Here is a 21,319-nt window from a genome sequence, read left to right on the forward strand (position 1 = left end):
AGTGATTGCCGATAAAAGGAAGGTTCAGGAAGTAATATGCTTGTAAATAATTTAGATAAAGCGAATGTTTTTAATCCTTTTAGCCATTTAGGATTTACACAAACTGACAAGGGATTGATGCTAACGGCCTGGCAACCGCATGCACAGCAAATCGATGTGATCGACTTAACGACAAATGAGTTAGTTAAATCACTGACTAAAATTGATGAAAAGGGACTTTTTCAATCGTACATTGATGCTTCAGAACCCTTCGATTACAAACTTAAAATTAAAAACGCCGAGACTGAATATGAGGTTGTCGACCCATATCAATTTGAAGAACAGGCATACTACGCCGTTCACCATGTAAATAATCAACCAGAAAATATTTATAGGCAACTCGGTGCCCAGTTAACTGATGTGGATACCGCTTCGGGTAATCGTTTCTCAGGTGTCCGCTTTGCTGTATTTGCCCCTAACGCATCGTCGGTTAGTGTTATCGGTGATTTTAATCATTGGGATGGCCGCTATCACCCAATGCAAAAAACAAACTGTGGGCATTGGGTACTTTTTGTTCCTGATTTAAAAGAGGGTGTTCGTTATAAATACGAACTGAAGGACGCGCTAGGCAATCGATTACCTCACAAGGCGGATCCAATTGGTTTCCATGCAGACCAATTCCCGTCTCATGCCTCAATCGTCTTTGATCACAATACCTACCAGTGGAACGATGCTAAATGGCAATCTGAACAGGCAAAGGTCGATCGTTATCAAACACCTATGTCAGTTTATGAGTTACACCTTGCAAGTTGGCGTAAAAAGCAGGGCGAACGCGGTCACGAATCACTTTCTTACCGTGAATTAATCGATGAATTAATTCCTTATGTTAAAGATATGGGTTACACCCATATTGAAGTGTTACCTGTATCAGAACACCCATACGATGGCTCTTGGGGTTACCAGCCTGTCGGTATGTTTGCCCCGACCAGCCGCTTTGGTGATCCGAATGACTTCAAAGCGTTTATCGATGCCTGTCACCAAGCCGATATAGGTGTAATAGTCGATTGGGTTCCCGCACACTTTCCTGAAGATTCTCACGGTTTAGCGCGTTTTGATGGCACACATATGTATGAATATGATGACCCTAGACGCGGTTGGCACCAAGATTGGAATTCATGCATCTACGATTTTGGTAAAGATACCGTTAGGCAGTTTTTGGTTTCCAGTGCACTCATTTGGTTAGAGCGCTTTCATATTGATGCGCTACGTGTTGATGCTGTTGCCAGTATGCTTTATTGGGATTACTCGCGCGAAGAGGGTGAGTGGATCCCGAATGTAGATGGCGGTAATGAAAACTACGAAGCGATCAGTTTGCTTAAATGGTTTAACACTGAGGTATATACTAAATTCCCTCATGCATTTACCGTGGCAGAAGAATCGACTGCATTCCCACAAGTTTCTCGCCCCGTTTCAGATGGTGGCTTAGGATTTGGCTTCAAATGGAATATGGGGTGGATGCATGACAGCCTTCATTACATTTCTAAAGATCCTGCCTATCGAAAATATCACCATAATGAAATTACCTTCTCGATGGTTTACTCATTTAATGAAAATTTCGTTCTCCCTATCTCACATGATGAAGTGGTACACGGCAAGGGCTCGATGATGCACAAAATGCCGGGTGATGAGTGGCAATCTGCAGCCAATTTGCGAACTTATGCTGGGTTCATGTTTGCGCATCCGGGTAAGAAACTCAATTTCATGGGTAATGAAATTGGTCAAACACAAGAGTGGAACTACAACGCTTCGCTTGATTGGCATTTATTAGCTTATGATAAACATCAGGGTATCCAATCAACATATCGAGACTTAAATACGGTTTATAAAAGGTATCCAGCTCTTTATGAAACCGATCACAATCCGCAGGGTTTTGAATGGATCGAGCATCAGGATGCCGAGCTAAGTACGCTCATCTTCGTTAGAAAAGCGGTTTCGTCAGCTCAAAAAGTTTACTCGGTCAATAACTTTACTCCTGTACCTCGTGAAGGGTTTAGAATGGGCGTCAAAGATTTGGGCCAATACAGCGTTATTTTCAACTCAGATGAAAAGCAATATTGGGGCAGTGGGTTTGATGTTGAATCTGTTGTGCAAGCAGAAGAAACAGAATGGCAGGGGCAACCTTATTCAATTGTCATTAACATTCCACCTTTATCATCAATAATGTTAATCAATGAATAATTAATTAGTGATTGATAAAAAGCCTTTTAGTGAATGACTAAAAGGCTTTTTTTGTCTCGACAAGGATATTTTATGGTTAAGTCAATTAAACGCAAACCACGCGTCAAATCAACATTCGAAATCACAAAAGGTAGTGCGAAAAAGCTCGGTGCCACAGTAGAAAGCGACGGTGTCAATTTTGCAGTTTATTCCCCAAACGCTACCAAAGTTGAGTTATGTTTTTTCAATGACACCACTGAAAAAGAAATAGGGCGTTTAACTTTACCGGGCAAAAAAGGGCGGGTTTGGCATGGCTTTGTCAAAGGCATTAAAGTAGGGCAATTGTACGGTTATCGCGTTTATGGCGAAAATAATCCGCATATTGGCCAGTTACATGACCCTGATAAGCTGTTACTTGATCCATATACCAAAGCACTTTCTAAACCCATGGTTTGGAATGAACGCCTCTATAAAGGTGACTCACAATCAATGATGGCTAAATCGGTTGTAATCGATAGTGATTTTGATTGGCAAGGAATAGAAAAACCCCAAGTTCCTGACTCTGATACGGTCATCTATGAAACGCATGTCAAAGGTTTTACTCAGCTTCACCCAGATGTACCAGAAGAACAAAGAGGTACGTATTTAGGTTTATGTCACCCAAAAGTAATTAAGTATTTAAAAGACTTAGGTATTACGAGTTTGCAGTTAATGCCAGTTGCAGCGTTTATGTCTGAGCCTAGATTAAAAGCACTTGGTTTAACGAATTACTGGGGCTATAACCCAATTAACTTTTTCAGTCCTGAACCAAGGTATGCTGTTTCAAATGCGGTGGAAGAATTTAAAACACTTGTGCGCGAAATGCATAAAAACGGCATTGAGATCATCCTCGATGTGGTTTTTAACCACAGTGCTGAAGCTGATGAAGCTGGGCCAATATTATCGTTCAAAGGTTTTGATAATTTAAACTTCTACCTTTTTGAACAAGATGGCGAACACAAAAACTATGTACGCTATGTCAACAATACAGGATGTGGCAATAGTATTAATTTAGATAACCCTTATGTATTGCAAATGGTGACCGCTTCATTGCGTTATTGGGTTGAAGAAATGCAAGTGGATGGTTTTAGATTTGATCTCGCGGTTAGTTTAGCTCGTGAAGGCAATGAATTTGATAATTATTCAGCATTTTTTAAAGTGTTATTCCAAGATCCTGTTTTGAGTCAGGTTAAGCTTATCGCAGAGCCATGGGATATTGGGTACGGCGGTTACAGGCTAGGGCAGTTCCCTCCTAATTGGCATGAATGCAATGACAAATTTAGAGATACTGTAAAAGGGTTTTGGATAGGCGATCACGGGCTGCTTCCTGATTTAGCAACGCGATTAATGGGGAGTCGAGATGTTTTTGTTAAAGGCTTTCGAAGCATAAATACAAGCGTTAACTATATTGGTTATCACGACGGTTTCACGCTCGAAGATTTAGTGAGCTATAACGAAAAACACAACTTTGCTAACTGTGAAGAAAATCGCGATGGTCATAACCACAATTTATCATTTAATAATGGTATAGAAGGTCCGACACATGATAAAGCCATTCGTAAATCTCGTGAAAAACACAAACGCAATTTGCTAGCTACTTTATTTTTATCACAAGGTACGCCTCATTTATTGGCAGGTGATGAAATTGGTCGTAGCCAACTGGGAAATAACAATGCCTATTGTCAAGATAACACGATAAGTTGGTTAAATTGGCAAATTAAATCTGAGCATAAAAGCCAGTTAGAATTTGTACAAAAGCTGATTAAACTGAGACATTCAAGTGCTTTGTTACATTCTTTATCACTTGACGATGATACCTATTACGGAAATGCACTTTCTCATCACGTTTTCTGGTTTACAGAATTGGGTCAACCTATGGCTGATTCAGATTGGAATCAAGGTGACCGTCAACACATAATGATATTAATGACATCAACCGATAAGAAAACGCAAGCAGTGGATGAAGCCTTTTTACTAATACTGAACGCATCAAATTATTCTAAAGAATATCAATTACCTGTACTCAGTCATGTTGATAAATGGCAGTGTGAATTTGATACACATGTTGATACATATTTGTCCAGTCAAGAAAAGCTGGTAGAAAATCGATACAAATTACACCCAAAAAGTATGAGTTTGCTGTCTTGGCGTTTTAAACCTGAGGCTAGCTAATGTATACTCACGGCACTTTGCGAAGAGCAACTTGATTAATATTGGGGCAAATAAGCCCCATAACCTTTACAACTTTAAAGGATCATCTCTATGTCGAATTCGACACCTCTATGTGACATTGGCCTTGTTGGCCTAGGTGTAATGGGTAAAAACTTAGGTTTAAACTTAGCTGACAATGGTTATTCTGTTGCTGCATTTGATTTAGACCACGCAAAAATTGATGCCATTTTAGCGCAAGATGAAGCGGAACGAGGCGAACAAGCCCAGCGAATCTTCGCATGTAGCTCTTTTACTGAGTTATTAAACAAACTTAAAAAACCACATCTAATTATCCTATCTGTACCTGCAGGTGCTGCTGTTGACTCAGTTTGTGAAAACTTAATTGGTGCAGGTTTACAGCCTGATGATATCGTTGTTGATACGGGTAACAGTTTATGGTCAGATACAGTTGAACGTGAAGCAAGCTATAAAGGCAAGTTTATCTTCTTTACTACGGCTGTATCAGGTGGTGAAGTAGGTGCTCGCTTTGGCCCATCATTAATGCCAAGTGGTGATCGCTACGCATGGAGTCGAATTGAACCTGTGTTACAAGCTATTTCGGCTAAAGTTGATCCTGAGACAGGTTTGCCATTAGAAAATAGAACACCAGGACAGCCTGTTAAAGAAGGTGATCCATGTGCTTGTTATATCGGTCCTGCGGGTTCAGGCCATTATGTGAAAATGGTTCACAATGGCATTGAATATGCTGATATGCAGCTTATCTGTGAAGCTTATCATTTTCTTCGCGAAGCCTTGGGTATGTCTCCAAAAGAGATTGCAAGTACGTTCCGTGAATGGAATAAAGGTCCGCTTAACAGCTACTTAATTGAAATATCTGCGGAAGTACTTGAACAAGATGACCCATTAACAGGTAAGCCAATTGTCGACGTAATTTTAGATACAGCGGGTCAAAAAGGTACAGGCCTTTGGACTGCGGTGAGTAGTCTTCAAATTGGTACTCCTGCGACCACTATTGCCCAAGCGGTTTACGCGCGTGCATTGTCATCACTAAAAACTCAGCGTGTAAAAGCTGCAGCGATTCTATCCGGTCCTAAGGTTGATGCGATCTCTGAAGAAGAGAAACAAGCCGCCATTGCTCGTTTACACGACGCTGTTTACTGCTCAAAGATTTGTGCATATGCGCAAGGTTTTGATTTAATGAAAATGGCTGCAGCTGAGCACAACTGGGATTTAGACTTTGCTGCAATTGCTAAAATCTGGCGTGCTGGCTGTATTATTCGTGCGGTATTTTTACAGTCGATCACTGACGCTTACAACCGAGATGAAAACTTAGATAACTTATTACTCGATTCGTTCTTTGCTGAGCAATTAAATAATTCTCAAGCTGCATGGCGCGAAGCACTTATCGACGGTATGAAATTTGGTATTCCGATGCCGAGTATGACATCTGCATTATCTTATTTTGATTCTTATCGTACAGAAACCTTACCTGCTAACTTATTGCAAGGTCAGCGTGATTTCTTTGGTGCACATACGTTTAAACGCGTAGATCAAAAGTCATCAAGTAACTTCCATATCGAATGGAGTTTACCTGATAGACCACTTCAAGAACTTAAATAGCTTAATTTAATAATAAAACCCCAAAATCCTTTGGGGTTTTATCTTTTTAACGACCATTATTTGTAGTATTAATATGTTTTTATAATAAGGATATTAATTTGATGGGGAATGTTATCAACGCTGTTCTATTTGTATGTCTAGGCAATATTTGCCGTTCTCCTACAGCACACGCTGTATTTAGAAGTAAAGTTAAATCTCTTAATTTACCTATATCTTATGATAGTGCTGGCACGGCAAGCTATCATATCGGTGCTACACCTGATAAGCGCTCTGCTCAACACGGAAAAAAACGCGGCTATGATTTCTCCGAGCTTTATGCCAGAGCAGTTTCAACCGAAGACTTTGAAACATTTGATTTAATCTTAGCAATGGATAAATCTAACTATGATGATTTGATGAATGAATGCCCTGAGCACTTCCAACATAAAATTCATCTGTTCTTAGATTTTGCTGAAAACTACCCTGATCACCAAGAAGTTCCGGATCCATATTACGGTGGAGAAGAGGGCTTCGAACTCGTATTAGATCTCGTTGAAGATGCCTGCAATGGCTTAATCAATAAAATTAAGTAGTGATTAGGAGCTATTTTTGATCCGTTCTGAAAAAGTTAATTCAGTCTTATTTATTTGTTACGCCAATATTTGTCGCTCAACTACTGCTGAAGCTGTCTTTAGACAAAAAGCTCAGCAAGCCGGTCTAAAGCTTAAAGTATCCAGTGCAGGTACACATGCGAGTAATAAAGGAAATCCCCCGGATAGTCGCTCAGTCGATGCCGGCCGACAAAGACGTTATGACTTTACTGACATTGCTTCACGTCGTGTAACCAAAGAAGATTTTGAAGAATATGACTTAATCTTGGTGATGGATAGCAATAATTTTAATTCTCTTTTGGCTAAGTGTCCTTTCGAGCAATTACACAAAATCGAGTACTTTCTTAGTTTTGCTAAACTTGGAAGACGAGTAAGAGATATTCCCGATCCTTATTATGCTGGTGTAACCGCATTTGAAAAAGTGCTAGACCTTATTGAGCAATCAAGTGACGGACTCATCCATTATCTAAAAGAAAACAGGATGACACCTAATTTGAGCGATAATTAATACCTATTCAAAAAGTTTACATAATTATTTACACTTTCCACAATTATTAATGTGACAATCCACTTCTTTTCTTGCAATTGAAACATAAACTCAGTAGTTTCCTTGGTTCTTATATCAATAACTAACTAGAGGACAAAAATCAGTGTCTCAATGGTCACCAGAGAGCTGGCGTAATTTCCCAATTTTACAACAGCCAACCTATCCCGATGCACAGCAAGTAGCTGAGGTAGAAGCACAATTAGCTAAGTACCCACCACTTGTATTTGCAGAAGAAATTCGTGATTTACGCAGGAGCCTTGCCGATGTTGCAAATGGCAAAGCGTTTTTATTACAAGGTGGTGATTGTGCTGAATCCTTTAGTGAATTTAATGCACCTAAAATAAGAGATACGTTTAAAACCATTTTACAAATGGCTGTAGTCATGACATTCAGTGGTGAATGTCCGATCGTTAAAGTTGCTCGTATGGCTGGTCAATACGCAAAACCGCGTTCAGCTGATATGGAAAAACGTGGTGAAGTAGAATTACCAAGTTACCGCGGCGATATCATCAACGGTTTTGACTTTACACCTGAAGCGCGTATTCCAGACCCTCACCGTATGGTAACTGCGTACAATCAATCAGCCGCGACTTTAAATCTATTGCGTGCATTCGCACAAGGTGGTTTAGCTGATTTACATCAAGTGAATCGCTGGAATATGAGTTTTGTCGAATCCAATCCGCGTAAAGAGCAATATCAAGATATGGCTCAGCGTATTCAGCAAACGCTTACTTTCATGGAAACATGTGGCATTTCAGCAGACAATACTGCTGCAATTCGTGAGACGCAATTATTCACGTCTCACGAAGCGTTGTTACTAAACTATGAACAGGCTCTAACGCGTCGCGATACGTTAACTGATTTATGGTATGACTGCTCAGCACACATGGTTTGGATTGGTGAGCGTACTCGCCAGCTTGATCATGCTCATATTGAGTACTTCCGTGGTATTAATAACCCAATTGGCGTCAAAGTGGGTCCTGGTATGGATCCAGATGACTTAATTCGTTTGATTGATGCACTAAACCCTGAAAACGATGCGGGTCGATTAACGTTAATCACGCGTATGGGAGCTGAAACTTTACCAGAAAAACTACCGGCGTTAGTGCGTAAAGTGCAACAAGAAGGACGCAAAGTGGTCTGGAGTAGCGACCCTATGCATGGAAATACAGTGAGTTCTTCAACGGGTTACAAAACACGTAATTTTGATGCGATCTTATCTGAAATTCGTCACTTCTTTGCTGTACACAAAGCTGAAGGCTCATATGCCGGTGGTATACACCTAGAAATGACAGGCCAACACGTTACTGAGTGTACTGGTGGTGCTTATCAAATTTCAGACGCTGACTTATCAACGGCGTATCAAACACAGTGCGACCCGCGTTTGAATGCGGATCAGGTACTAGAGCTAGCTTTCCTTGTTTCGGAGTCATTAAAAGGTCGTTAAACCTTTATCCGATAGGCAGTCTAGTAAAAGCGCAGTCAACCTGACTGCGCTTTTTTGTATATTTATCTAAACAGTTTTAGTTTTTTGGTGATCGGCTTTTTGATATACTTCGAATTAAATATAAGCTCGAAGTAAATATAAAAACGCTTTATGACTCATCTGCCACGGTTATCAGAAGTCGATGCGATTGCAAAAGACTACCTTTCATTTATCAACGCTTTACGCGAAAGCAAGTTTTCTGGTGATATAGAAACCAGTTACGCTAGTCGTTTTTCTGTTGCGACTGACAATAGTATTTATCAGACCCTTCCTCAAGCGGTTATCTTGCCCAAAAATACCCAAGATTTGAAAATGTTGACCAAACTCGCATCAAAAGCTGAGTTTCAGTCTATTCGTTTCTCTGCGCGTGGAGGTGGTACTGGCACCAATGGTCAATCATTAACTTCTGGCATTATGGTCGACTTGAGTCGTCATATGAATCAAATCATTGATTTCAACGCAGAAGAAGGTTGGGTTAAGGTACAAGCGGGTGTTGTTAAAGACCAGCTCAACGCCTTTTTAAAGCCAAATGGTTTTTTCTTTGCGCCAGACTTGAGTACGAGTAACAGGGCGACAATCGGTGGCATGATCAATACTGATGCTTCGGGTCAAGGTTCGCTTGTTTATGGTAAAACGTCAGATCACGTACTGGGACTGAAGTCTATCTTAGTGGATGGTACTGAGCTCGATAGTAGCAAGCTGGCAATTGAAGATGCAAAACTAAGAGCGAGTCAAGATAATACTATCGGCCGAATTTATAAACAACTGCTGGAAACGGGTATTGAAAAACGCACTCAAATTCTTGACAAATTCCCTCGGTTAAATCGATTTTTGACCGGTTATGATCTCGAAAATATTTTTAATGACGAATTGACAGAGTTCGATCTTAGCCGTGTCATCACAGGCTCAGAAGGCTCATTAGCTTTTGTCGCTGAAGCTAAGCTTAATGTCACCCCCATTGCCAAATACAAAGCATTGGTCAATGTTAAATACGACAGTTTCGATTCTGCGTTGCGCAACTCTCCATTTCTTGTTCAAGCGCACGCAACTTCGGTAGAAACAATTGATAGTACGGTTTTGAATTTAGCTCGTGAAGATATCATCTGGCATTCTGTTAGCCATTTGATTGAAGATGTGCCAAACAAAGTCATGGACGGTATCAATATTGTTGAATTTAATGCCAATGATAAAGCGGAAATCGAACAGAAGATTAATGCCTTATGTCAGCGCTTGGATGAAATTATTGAAGCAGACAATAAAGGGGTTATTGGATATCAAGTTACTTACGATCTTCCTTCAATTCAAACGATCTACGCGATGCGTAAAAAAGCGGTTGGCTTGCTCGGTAATACAAAAGGTAAGAAAAAGCCACTTGCATTTGCTGAAGATACTGCAGTACCGCCAGAGAACTTAGCAGATTTTATCGTCGAATTTAGGGCCTTACTTGATAATACAGGTTTGGCCTATGGCATGTTTGGCCATGTTGATGCTGGAGTTTTACACGTAAGACCTGCACTTGATATGTGTGAAGATGTGGATGAGAAACTATTAAGAGAAATCTCGGATAAAGTGGTCGCGTTAACTGCCAAGTACGGCGGACTGATGTGGGGTGAACACGGTAAAGGTTTTAGAAGTGAATACGGTCCAGAATTTTTTGGTGAGGAATTATTCACTGAACTTCGAAAAATCAAAGCGTCTTTTGACCCAAATAACAGAATGAATCCTGGTAAAATTTGTACCCCCATCGATTCAGATGAAAACCTTGTCTCAGTTGATGACACAAAACGCGGGTTCTACGATAAACAAATTCCAATTACGGTTAGGGAGAGCGTAGAAACGGCCGTTAACTGTAATGGTAATGGTCTTTGTTTTAATTGGGAAACGAGCAGCCCAATGTGTCCATCATATAAAGTGACACGAGATAGAAGACATTCACCAAAAGGCCGAGCAGGTTTAATGAGAGAGTGGCTTCGCCAACTATCAAATCAGGGTGTCGACTTTGATAAGTTAGAAACTAAACTGACTTCAGCAACACTTTCGGCTTTTGAGCCTATTAAACAACTTTTCACTAAAAAATCGCGCGCTGAGTATGATTACTCTCACGAAGTAATGCAATCGATGGACGAATGTCTTGCCTGCAAGGCCTGTACCAGTGCCTGTCCAATTAAAGTTGATGTCCCAACGTTTAGGGCTCGTTTTTTACAAGTTTACTACAGCCGATACCGTCGTCCATTAAAGGACTTTTTAGTCGGTTCGATTGAACAATCTGCACCTTTAATGGCTAAAGCACCGCGATTTGTTAATGCAATTGTTGATAATCCAATTAGTAAAGGGTTATTGAAAAAGACATTGGGTTATGTAGATACACCTTTACTTTCGTACCCAACACTTGAAGATCAAGTGGGCAGAATGAATGTGTTAGATTGGGATTTAGCACGTCTATCTGCCATGGCAAAAGAGCAGAGAAGTAAAATTGTTGCTATTGTTCAAGACCCGTTTACATCGTTTTACGATGCTAATGTAGTGGCGGACTGGGTTAAACTCATTACTAAGCTTGGTTATACACCGTTGTTATTACCGTTTAAACCGAATGGTAAACCTGAACACGTAAAAGGTTTTTTAGCAAAGTTTGCAAAAACGGCAAAAGACGGGGCAGATTTCTTATCACAAGTTCAAGGTTTAGGTATTACCTTAGTAGGTACCGATCCATCTCTGGTACTTTGTTACCGCGATGAGTACGTAAAAACACTAGGGGAAGGACGTGGCGACTTTGATGTGCTTTTACCGCACGAGTGGTTATCTAACATTGAACTGCCTCAGCTTAACATGAGCAATAAAACATACCAGTTATTTGCCCATTGCTCTGAAAAAACCGCTATTCCAACTACACATGCGCTCTGGCAACAAGTTTTCCAGAAATTTGGCGCAGAGCTCAAACCTATCAGTGTAGGCTGTTGTGGTATGGCAGGTACTTATGGGCATGAAGCATCACATCTGGGCAATTCTAAGGCCTTGTATGAGATGAGTTGGCAAGATAACATCAAACAGTTTGATAACAGTGAAGTACTCGTGACAGGCTATTCATGTCGTTCTCAGGTAAAACGCTTCGAGCAGTTCAAACCAAAACATCCAGTACAGGCTCTTTTACAGCTTTTCTAGAGATAGTAAATACAAGGACAGTTGAGCGATGTTAAATAAAATTTGGTTTTACACCATTAGCATCGCTTTTCTCTCAGCGTGCTATCAAGGCTTTGTGGTTGCTGATGTTGAAATATTTCAGCGTATGCTGACGGCAATCTTTGATATGGCACAGCTGTGTGTCAAGTTAGCTATAGGCTTAATTGGATTACTTGCATTTTGGTTGGGTATTGCAAGAGTCGCAGAAAAGTCCGGAGCAATTCAAAAATTAGCCCACAAGCTTAGCCCACTTTTTTCTAGTATTATGCCTGAAGTACCTAAAGGTCACCCTGCATTAGGCCACGTCACGATGAATATGGCTGCTAATATGATGGGACTGGATAACGCGGCGACACCCCTGGGGTTAAAAGCAATGCAATCACTGCAGAGTTTAAACCCTAAACCAGATACAGCCTCTAATGCGCAGATTCTATTTCTCGTCCTAAATACCTCATCAATTACGCTTTTTCCCATTACTGTATTTATGTATCGCGCGCAGTTGGGCGCAGCAAGTCCCACAGATGTATTTCTACCTATTTTACTCGCTACTTGTGCATCGACTTTAGCAGGTTTTCTAGCGGTTGCTTATTGTCAAAAGTTGAATTTATTTCGACTTAAAATGTTAATGGTGTTGGGACTTTTCATCAGTCTGATGTCTGGACTTTTTGTTTATTTGATGACCTTAACCGCTCATCAGCTTGAAACCGTTTCATCAGTCGGTGCAAACTTTCTAATTTTATTTTTTATCGTTTTAATTTTAGCAATTGCTCATTTCAAACGTGTTGAAGTTTATCAAGAGTTTGTTGAAGGGGCGAAAGAAGGTTTCAATACAGCGGTTTCTATTATTCCATTTCTATTGGCGATGCTTGTAGCGATCGCAATGCTTCGCAGTTCAGGTATCTTGGACAGCATGTTGGCGCTAATTGGATTATTGGTTTCTCTCTTTAATGGCGATACTCGTTTTGTTGATGCCTTACCCGTTGCTTTTTTAAAACCGCTCAGCGGCTCCGGTGCAAGAGCAATGATGATAGAAACGATTAATACACACGGCGTAGACTCGTTTGCCGGACGATTAGCTGCAATCATGCAGGGTTCAACTGAAACCACCTTCTATGTGCTAGCCGTTTACTTTGGTAGTGTGAAAATAAAATACGTCAGGCATGCAATCGGCTGTGGTTTATTTGCTGATTTTGCAGGTATTTCTGCCGCAATTTTGGTGGCGTTTATCTTTTATGGATAGCGCATACTGAACTATTTAATTTCTTTGCTAGTCTATGAAAAGTACTGAACTTAAAAGTAAGGAATTAAATTGAAACGTCTTAAAACCTATTCACGTTATACCTCAATAACTATCTTATTATCTTTGCTATGTTTTTATGCATATGCTGATGAACAAGTCATACAGGTATCTGCTCATGCGAGTATTAATGCAAAACCTGATGTGCTTATTGCAGACCTCTATATTAGTGAAACAAATAAAAGTGTTAGTGCGGCTAAAAAAATAGTTGATATTAAATCTAAAAAGGTCATCGAGAGACTTAAAAATTTGGGGCTAAAAGATGCTGATATAAGTAGCTACCAAATAGAAGTTTATCCGAAATCTGAACGAGATCGCCAAACAGGTGACTATGTACAAGTTGGTTTCACTGTTAGCCGTAAATTTCATATTATCGTAAGAGATTTTGCTGATATCGATGCTGTGCTAGATAGCGCTGTTAAGTTAGGTGTCAATCGAATTGGGCGTGTTGATGCACAAATTAGTGATAGTGAAACACTTTATCTAAAAGCGTTAGAGCAGGCTTTACGCAATGCACAAGAAAAAGCGAATCGCTTGGCTAAAGTTGCTGATAAGAAAGTAACTGAAGTACTGTCGATTCAAGAGTCAGCAGGGCAGCCTATACACAGGGTTAGAGAAAGTGCTATGTTGATGAGTGATACCGTTAGTGAACCGGGCTCAAAAGAAGTGACTGCTCAGATAACAGTTATCTACAAGTTAGAGTGATTGGGATTATCATTCAGCCATAAAAAAAGCAGTTAAAAAACTGCTTTTTTTAATTTATCGGTAACAAGAAAAGACTATTTTACTTGCTCAGATAATTTAATATTAATTGCATGAAGACCTTTAGGGCCCTCAGTTAGGTCAAACTCAACATCTTGGCCGGCTTTTAATGTGCGGTAGCCATCCATATCAATTGTCGAGTAGTGTGCAAATACATCTTCATTTTGACCATCTGGCACAATAAAACCAAAACCTTTGGCATTGTTGAACCATTTCACTTTACCGTTCGCCATACTTCTTATCCTTTATATAACCTGAAGCTTACACCTTTAAGCAAGATTGTAGTTGATTTTTGTAAATTTAACTACATATTCAACTTTAGATAAATTTATTCTTGAGTCAAGTTTTTTTGACCCGTATTGTTGTATTTATCAGTAAAAAGTTTTTAGAAACAAAAAAAGCCTAGCAAAGCGTAATTGAAACGCTATATTTTTTATTATGAGTAGACAAAATCAGTACGACAGCTTCGAAGAAGACGTCCTCGATGAACGAAAACAAGCTTTAAAACCACCTTCAATGTACAAAGTGGTATTAAATAATGACGACTATACCCCTATGGACTTTGTCGTTGATGTATTGACGCGTTTTTTTAGATTGGACGAAGAAAAAGCCAACCAAATCATGATGACAGTGCATTTCGAAGGTAAGGGTGTATGTGGCATCTTTACTGCTGATATCGCTGAAACTAAAGTCGCGCAAGTGACATCTTATGCAAGAGAGCATCAACATCCTCTACTTTGCACTATGGAAGAAGCTTAATCACTTCTTAATTTACGCACTCTATCAGTTTTGAGGTAAGTTATGCTGAATAAAGATCTGGAACAAACGCTAAATAATGCATTTCGTGAAGCTCGCATTCACCGTCATGAATTTATGACTGTAGAGCATTTATTATTAGCATTACTCGAAAACCCAGCGGCAGCAACAGCACTAGATGCCTGCAATGCGCCCGTTGATAAGTTAAAAGCTGAACTTATCGATTTTATCAATGAAACTACACCTCAGCTTCCTGAGGATGATGAATCAAGAGAAACTCAGCCTACTCTTGGGTTTCAACGTGTTTTACAACGAGCCGTTTTTCATGTCCAATCTTCAGGCAAAGATGAAGTAACGGGGGCAAACGTTTTAGTCGCAATTTTCAGTGAACAAGAATCTCACGCCGTATTCCTTCTCAAAAAAGCTGATATTTCACGTTTGGATGTTGTTAATTACATTTCACATGGTATCGCGCGAAATGAAGACAGCATGGATAATTCTGCAAGTGAAGAACAAGAGTCATTAGAAGAAAATGAATCTGGCGGTTTATTGGCACAATACGCCACTAATTTAAATGACGAAGCTGAACAAGGCAGAATTGATCCTTTAATAGGCCGTGATCAAGAACTAGAGCGCACTATCCAAGTCTTATGTCGTCGTAGAAAAAATAATCCATTGCTCGTTGGTGAAGCGGGAGTTGGTAAAACGGCCATTGCAGAAGGGCTTGCATACAGAATAGTTCAAGAAGATGTACCTGAAGTCATTGCACAAGCTCATATCTATTCACTCGATATGGGATCGTTGCTGGCAGGGACAAAATACCGTGGTGATTTTGAAAAACGCTTCAAAGCAATCCTCAAAGAATTAGAGCAAGATGAGCAAGCCATCTTATTTATCGATGAAATTCACACGATTATCGGCGCAGGTGCTGCCTCTGGTGGTGTGATGGATGCCTCTAACTTACTTAAGCCTTTATTATCCGGCGGTAAAGTTAAATGTATTGGTTCGACAACCTATCAAGAGTTTCAGGGGATCTTTGAAAAAGATAGAGCCTTAGTTCGCCGTTTCCAGAAAATTGATATTCATGAGCCATCAGTTGATGACACAACTAAGATTCTACATGGCTTGAAAACGCGCTACGAAGAGCATCATGGTATCCGTTATACCAACCCAGCTATTCGTGCTGCTGCTGAATTATCATCAAAATATATCAATGAGCGCCATTTACCAGATAAAGCAATTGATGTTATCGATGAAGCAGGTGCACTGCAGCGTTTATTAACACCGAGTAAACGAAAGAAAACCATAGGTGTTGCTGATATCGAGCAAATCATTGCCAAGATGGCGCGTATTCCTGAAAAATCAGTATCTGCATCAGATAAAGATGTACTTAAGAATATGGAACGAAATCTTAAGATGATGGTATTTGGTCAAGATCCTGCTATCGAGACATTAACATCAGCCATTCGTCTGGCGCGCTCAGGATTAGCGAATGAAAATAAACCTATTGGTAGTTTCTTATTCGCAGGGCCAACTGGGGTAGGTAAAACTGAAATAACGCAACAGTTATCCAAAGTGCTGGGTTTAGAGCTTGTTCGCATTGATATGTCTGAGTACATGGAGCGTCACGCCGTATCACGTTTAATCGGTGCTCCTCCGGGTTATGTTGGGTATGAACAAGGTGGTCTATTAACGGATGCCGTTATTAAAAACCCACATTGTGTGGTGTTACTTGATGAAATTGAAAAAGCACATTCAGATGTTTTTAATATTTTGCTGCAAGTCATGGATCATGGCACGTTAACTGATAACAACGGTCGAAAAGCCGATTTTAGAAATGTTATCTTGGTGATGACAACCAATGCTGGTGTGCAGGAAACGTCGCGTAAATCAATTGGTTTTGCTCAGCAAGATCACAGCTCTGATGCTATGGTCGAAATTAATCGCACATTTACCCCAGAATTTAGAAACCGTCTGGACAATATCATTTGGTTTAATCACTTATCACCTGAGATTATTGTTCAAGTGGTTGATAAATTTATCGCAGAGCTTGAAGCTCAACTTGATAACAAAGGTGTGAATTTAGAGCTTACTAGCGATGCCAGAGAGTGGTTGGCTAATAAAGGTTATGATAAGTCTATGGGAGCAAGACCTATGGCTAGGGTTATTCAAGAGCACTTGAAAAAACCGCTTGCTAATGAAGTCTTGTTTGGCCGCTTGACCAAAGGCGGTAATGTCACCATAAGTTTGAACGGTGATGATTTATCTTTCGAATATGAAACTGAGCTTGAATCAGCTGAAGCACATTAACTTTTTATCGAAGCTATAAAAAACCCCAGCAACTGCTGGGGTTTTTAGTATATTCGGCTTTAAGCAAGAATTAACGCTGACGGAAAGTGATTCTACCTTTCGATAAGTCGTAAGGAGTGATCTCAACAGTCACTTTATCACCCGTTAAAATACGAATATAGTTTTTGCGCATCTTACCTGAAATGTGAGCTGTCACCACGTGACCATTTTCTAATTCAACACGAAACATAGTATTAGGTAATGTATCTAATACTGTGCCCTGCATTTCAATGCAATCTTCTTTTGCCATTCAGCTTATAACCTCTGCTTTTATCTTCAGCATTAAAAAAATTGCGCGAATAATGCCTGAACAGGCACTTGATGTAAAGTAATACGGTGATTTTTTCTACATTAAGTCGATATTTTTAGAGGTTTGCGTGGGTTTGGAAAGGGGAAATAATTTTAGGCAAAAAAAAGCCCACTAAAAAAGCGGGCATATAAAATGTCTATAAAGACACTCAAGCACTAAATAAGGTACTCAATAACAACAATTTTCAAAGGGGACTTGGACATGTCCAAATCATGTGATGCATTATAGGTAAGGCTTGAAATATTGCAACACTTATTTGTGATTAATTGCTAAATATTTATTAAATATTTCATTTTTCTTACTATTTTTTGCTTTTGTTTATGTATTTAACTTTGTTTTATGTAATTAAATTACGAATAGGTAGGTATTTTAGGTGAAAAAATGAAATTATGTAGTTTTTAGTCTTAATCGATTAAAGAACTATTAAATTTACAGTCAGCAAATGATTAATAGCATGTATAAAACGAAAGTGACTTGATCTTGTTATGACCAATACCTAGACTAGCCGCCAATTTAAAAGTGACTTAAACAGGTATTAGCTAATGCAACTCTCTGACTTTAATTTTGACTTACCTGATGAGTTAATTGCGCGTTTTCCAACTGAAAATCGAACTGACTCACGATTACTCCATTTAAATGGCGATAGCGGCCAGATAACACATCAATCGTTTAAACAAATGATTGATCTGGTTACCGACAAAGATCTACTTATCTTCAACAATACAAAAGTGATCCCAGCTCGTCTAATGGGGCAGAAAACCTCGGGTGGAAAAGTTGAAGTGTTAGTTGAGCGTGTAATTGGCGATCACAATGTCATTGCGCATGTCAGGGCCAATAAAGCGTTAAAACCGGGTACTGAAGTATTATTAGAGGGTGCGATTAAAGCGGAAATGATCACGCGCCATGATGACTTGTTTGAATTGAAGTTCTTAAATGAAGAGCCTGTTTTTGATTTACTCGAGCAATATGGTCATATGCCGTTACCACCATATATAGATAGGGAAGATCAAGATTCCGATAAAGAGAGATATCAAACTGTTTATGGTGAAGTTAAGGGGGCCGTTGCGGCGCCTACGGCAGGTCTTCACTTTGATGATGCATTGCTTGAACAAATCAAAGATAAAGGTACTCAAATTGAGTTCGTTACATTACATGTAGGGGCAGGGACCTTCCAATCGGTTCGCGTTGACATTATAGAAGAGCATGTCATGCATTCAGAATATGCAGTGGTACCTCAACATGTGGTTGATGCGATTAAAGAAACAAAAGCGAAAGGTGGTCGAGTTATTGCGGTGGGTACTACGTCTGTTCGTAGTTTAGAAAGTGCTGCTAAATTTGCAATAGAACAAGGCAAAGATGATCTGATAGCGCCTTTTTCTGATGACACTCAAATCTTCATCTATCCAGGTTATAAGTTTAAAGTGGTTGATGCAATGTTTACTAACTTTCATTTACCTGAATCGACACTGATTATGCTTGTTTCAGCCTTTGCAGGTAAAGAAAATATACTTAAAGCTTATAACGAGGCGATAGAAGAAAAGTATCGCTTTTTCAGTTACGGCGATTCTATGTTTTTAGAAAAAGCGTAACGCTTTGATAAGTGTCAGCTTAACGAGAGCTGACACTTATCTTTACAAGATTCTTCACGCTTGTACGATCTTATTTGGCTATATTTAGTAAATATAAATAAAGACAAAAAATACATTCCATCACGCGGGCTTTTTTATTTTTGAAGTCGTTGGAGGTTTGTATGTGGAGTCGTTTACGACCAGTTGTAGTTATCAGTTTAATTGCTGTTCCCTGCCTATTAGTTATCTATTTTTGGTATAACCAAGAGCCATCTAAATATGAATGGCGACAAGTTAATGCCGTACCGCCAAGTAGTGATAATTACTTATTACCCATTTATCCTCATATCAGCCAAGTCGATAGGCCTGAAGAGACTTTCTCTTTTCCAATTCCTCTAGGGGGCGTGGGGCCAATTGAATCACTTTATTCTGGTCCTAAACAATATCCATTCTTTTGCGAAACCATAGATACAGGTTTAGGCCAACCGATTGTTGACAACCAAGATGGCTACGGCGTACCTGTTTTTAAAGATGTAAATCGAAAAAAACACATCGTCGGCTACAGTCAAGATTGTATGGCTAAAACGCAACTTTTCTATTATCAAACTAACGAAGACGGTAAGTTTTATAAAATAAGTGACCAGAGTGAGGTAATTGATGGCCGCCTATTGATTAGGGCGGAACACGGGGTGATTAATCGGTTTATCTACACTCATATTATGCCTATTGATAAAGCAGAATGGGGCCAGCGATTGGCAAAATCCAAGTGGAATCAAAAGCTTATTTATCAATTTAGAGGCGGTGGCGGCATAGGATTTAGACAAGGAAAACAAAGTGCTATTAGTATCGCTAAACGAGTGGTTAAACAACTGGAATTAGGCTATGCCGTGATATCTTCAAGTGGTAATCAAACGAGTTACACATACAACATGTTACTGGCAGAGGATACAGCCAGTCGAGTCAAAAACCATTTTATCAGTTTATACGGAGAGCCTATTTACACCGTAGGTGTGGGCGGCTCAGGTGGTGGTTTAGCACAATATTTAATTGCGCAAAATAGACCTGGTGTACTGGATGGTTTAATACCGCTTTACTCCTACCCAGATATGCTTAGTCAAACCATTTACGCACTTGATTGTGATTTATTAAACAACTACTTCACTTTTAATGTTAGTTCCTCATCAAGATGGCAAGATTGGGAGGAAAGGCAACTTATTGAAGGAACGAATACTCAAAGTGGTAAAGCGTTCAGAGCTAGTTACTTACAGCCTCTGAATCAGGCATTAAAAGGTGAGACGCCAGTTATACCTAAAGGTAACAGCGAGTGTATTAACGGCTGGTTTGCTCAGTCTTCATTTATTCATAATCCTAAACAAGGCCGAATTAGACCTTTTTATAGTGATAATGTGCAAGCGTCCCAGCATTGGAGTTATTGGCAAGACATGGTTTGGCTATTTGGCAAAGATCAACATGATTTTGCAAAGATCACTTGGGACAATGAAGGTGTTCAGTATGGTTTAAAAGCATTTCAGCAAGGTAAAATCAATTTTAAAGAGTTCATGCATATCAATCGCAAAATTGGTAGCTGGAAGCCCCCCCATCAAATGCAAGAAGAAAAAGTAATCATTGCTGCGAAAAAACTACCGATATGGTTAACGCTCTGGAGTAATCATAATATCAATCAACTGCGTCCATATTCGCCTAGGTATAGTGCCCCTAAAGAGGCCATTGAGGCAGCATATAGAGGAGGGCAGGTATTTTTAGGTTGGACTGATTTACCTATTATAGATACGCGTCATTACCTCGATCACAAGCTTGACATGCATCACTTGTCGGCAAGCTTTTCAGCTAGGTTGAGGTTAATTAATGCCAATGGTCATGCTGATAATCAGGTTATTTGGGTTGCTCATGAAGATCACTATCCTGTCGATAGCGCTTTTAAGATGATGGATACATGGTTGATGAAAAAACTTCAGAACCCCGATTTGTCCATGGTGGATGCAAAACCAAACGATCTTGTTGACACTTGCTTTGATAAAAACGGTGATGTGATTGCTAGTGGGGAGCATGTCTGGGATGGAGAATGGAATTCAACAAATAGCAATATTAAAGGCGCCTGTATGAAAACGTTCCCAGCATTTAGTAATTCAAGGATACAAGCCGGTGATTCATGGGCTGGGGATATCTTTAAATGTCACCGTATCTCGGTTGATAAAGCGTACGAAAAAGGTCTTTATCCGAAAAATATGACCATGGCACAGACCGACGAGCTCTCTCGTTTATTTGAAACTGGGGTCTGTGATTATAGTTTGGGCGATAGCGCTCGTCCTATTGATCTGAGATTTGAGATGTTTGCGTTAGAACAAGCAACTAATGAACGTTTGGATACAGAGACACTTAACAGTGAATTTATTCGAGCGAAGTAATGTCTATGAATAAATAGTGAGCAA

At 39.7% G+C, this 21,319-nt stretch carries 15 protein-coding genes; 13 read left to right on the forward strand and 2 right to left on the reverse strand.

Annotated elements, in window-relative coordinates; all coding sequences use genetic code 11:
* Positions 1–36 precede the first annotated feature (36 nt).
* From glgB to HR060_RS08885, 9 genes are all read left to right on the forward strand, one after another.
* The gene (gene glgB, locus HR060_RS08845; RefSeq protein ID WP_174199943.1) at positions 37–2,217 is read left to right on the forward strand and encodes a 1,4-alpha-glucan branching protein GlgB; all 2,181 of its coding nucleotides are present in this window, start codon (positions 37–39) and stop codon (positions 2,215–2,217) included.
* 72 nt (positions 2,218–2,289) lie between these two features.
* Complete coding sequence (gene glgX / locus HR060_RS08850) at positions 2,290–4,407, forward strand: glycogen debranching protein GlgX (RefSeq protein ID WP_174199944.1); 2,118 nt, start codon at positions 2,290–2,292, stop codon at positions 4,405–4,407.
* 90 nt (positions 4,408–4,497) lie between these two features.
* Entirely contained in the window at positions 4,498–6,027 is a 1,530-nt protein-coding gene (gene gndA, locus HR060_RS08855) for an NADP-dependent phosphogluconate dehydrogenase (protein WP_174199945.1), read from the forward strand.
* A 101-nt stretch (positions 6,028–6,128) separates the two neighbouring features.
* The gene (locus HR060_RS08860) at positions 6,129–6,599 is read left to right on the forward strand and encodes a low molecular weight protein-tyrosine-phosphatase (RefSeq protein ID WP_174199946.1); all 471 of its coding nucleotides are present in this window, start codon (positions 6,129–6,131) and stop codon (positions 6,597–6,599) included.
* Positions 6,600–6,615: 16 nt separating this feature from the next.
* Positions 6,616–7,125, forward strand: coding sequence for a low molecular weight protein-tyrosine-phosphatase (locus HR060_RS08865; RefSeq protein ID WP_217434897.1), 510 nt, complete (start codon positions 6,616–6,618; stop codon positions 7,123–7,125).
* Positions 7,126–7,267: 142 nt separating this feature from the next.
* Positions 7,268–8,611, forward strand: a complete 1,344-nt coding sequence (locus HR060_RS08870) for a class II 3-deoxy-7-phosphoheptulonate synthase (protein ID WP_174199947.1) — start codon at positions 7,268–7,270, stop codon at positions 8,609–8,611.
* Between the two features lie 150 nt (positions 8,612–8,761).
* Entirely contained in the window at positions 8,762–11,809 is a 3,048-nt protein-coding gene (gene ydiJ, locus HR060_RS08875; protein ID WP_174199948.1) for a D-2-hydroxyglutarate dehydrogenase YdiJ, read from the forward strand.
* Between the two features lie 28 nt (positions 11,810–11,837).
* Entirely contained in the window at positions 11,838–13,067 is a 1,230-nt protein-coding gene (locus tag HR060_RS08880; protein WP_174199949.1) for a nucleoside recognition domain-containing protein, read from the forward strand.
* Between the two features lie 69 nt (positions 13,068–13,136).
* A complete protein-coding gene (locus tag HR060_RS08885) occupies positions 13,137–13,829 on the forward strand; it encodes an SIMPL domain-containing protein (RefSeq protein ID WP_174199950.1) in 693 nt (230 codons plus the stop codon).
* A gap of 74 nt (positions 13,830–13,903) precedes the next feature.
* Here HR060_RS08885 and cspD read toward each other — a convergent pair whose 3' ends face one another.
* Entirely contained in the window at positions 13,904–14,119 is a 216-nt protein-coding gene (gene cspD / locus HR060_RS08890; protein WP_174199951.1) for a cold shock domain-containing protein CspD, read from the reverse strand.
* A 205-nt stretch (positions 14,120–14,324) separates the two neighbouring features.
* On the opposite strand from cspD, the gene clpS reads away from it, so the two are divergent.
* Positions 14,325–14,645: an ATP-dependent Clp protease adapter ClpS gene (gene clpS / locus HR060_RS08895; RefSeq protein WP_174199952.1), complete on the forward strand. Its 321-nt coding sequence runs from the start codon at positions 14,325–14,327 to the stop codon at positions 14,643–14,645.
* A gap of 42 nt (positions 14,646–14,687) precedes the next feature.
* Positions 14,688–16,952 carry an ATP-dependent Clp protease ATP-binding subunit ClpA gene (gene clpA / locus HR060_RS08900; RefSeq protein WP_174199953.1) on the forward strand — a complete coding sequence of 755 codons (2,265 nt, stop codon included), beginning with the start codon at positions 14,688–14,690 and terminating at the stop codon, positions 16,950–16,952.
* Positions 16,953–17,022: 70 nt separating this feature from the next.
* On the opposite strand, the gene infA is transcribed toward clpA, so the two are convergent.
* Complete coding sequence (infA, locus tag HR060_RS08905; RefSeq protein WP_174199954.1) at positions 17,023–17,241, reverse strand: translation initiation factor IF-1; 219 nt, start codon at positions 17,239–17,241, stop codon at positions 17,023–17,025.
* Positions 17,242–17,843: 602 nt separating this feature from the next.
* Here infA and queA point away from each other — a divergent pair.
* Together queA and HR060_RS08915 are read left to right on the forward strand one after the other, a co-directional pair.
* Positions 17,844–18,890 (forward strand): tRNA preQ1(34) S-adenosylmethionine ribosyltransferase-isomerase QueA, encoded by a 1,047-nt coding sequence (queA, locus tag HR060_RS08910; RefSeq protein WP_174199955.1) that lies wholly within the window; start codon positions 17,844–17,846, stop codon positions 18,888–18,890.
* A gap of 161 nt (positions 18,891–19,051) precedes the next feature.
* Positions 19,052–21,295, forward strand: coding sequence for a DUF6351 family protein (locus HR060_RS08915; RefSeq protein WP_174199956.1), 2,244 nt, complete (start codon positions 19,052–19,054; stop codon positions 21,293–21,295).
* Positions 21,296–21,319 lie beyond the last annotated feature (24 nt).

Source organism: Marinifaba aquimaris, assembly GCF_013328345.1.
Classification (GTDB): domain Bacteria; phylum Pseudomonadota; class Gammaproteobacteria; order Enterobacterales; family Alteromonadaceae; genus Marinifaba; species Marinifaba aquimaris.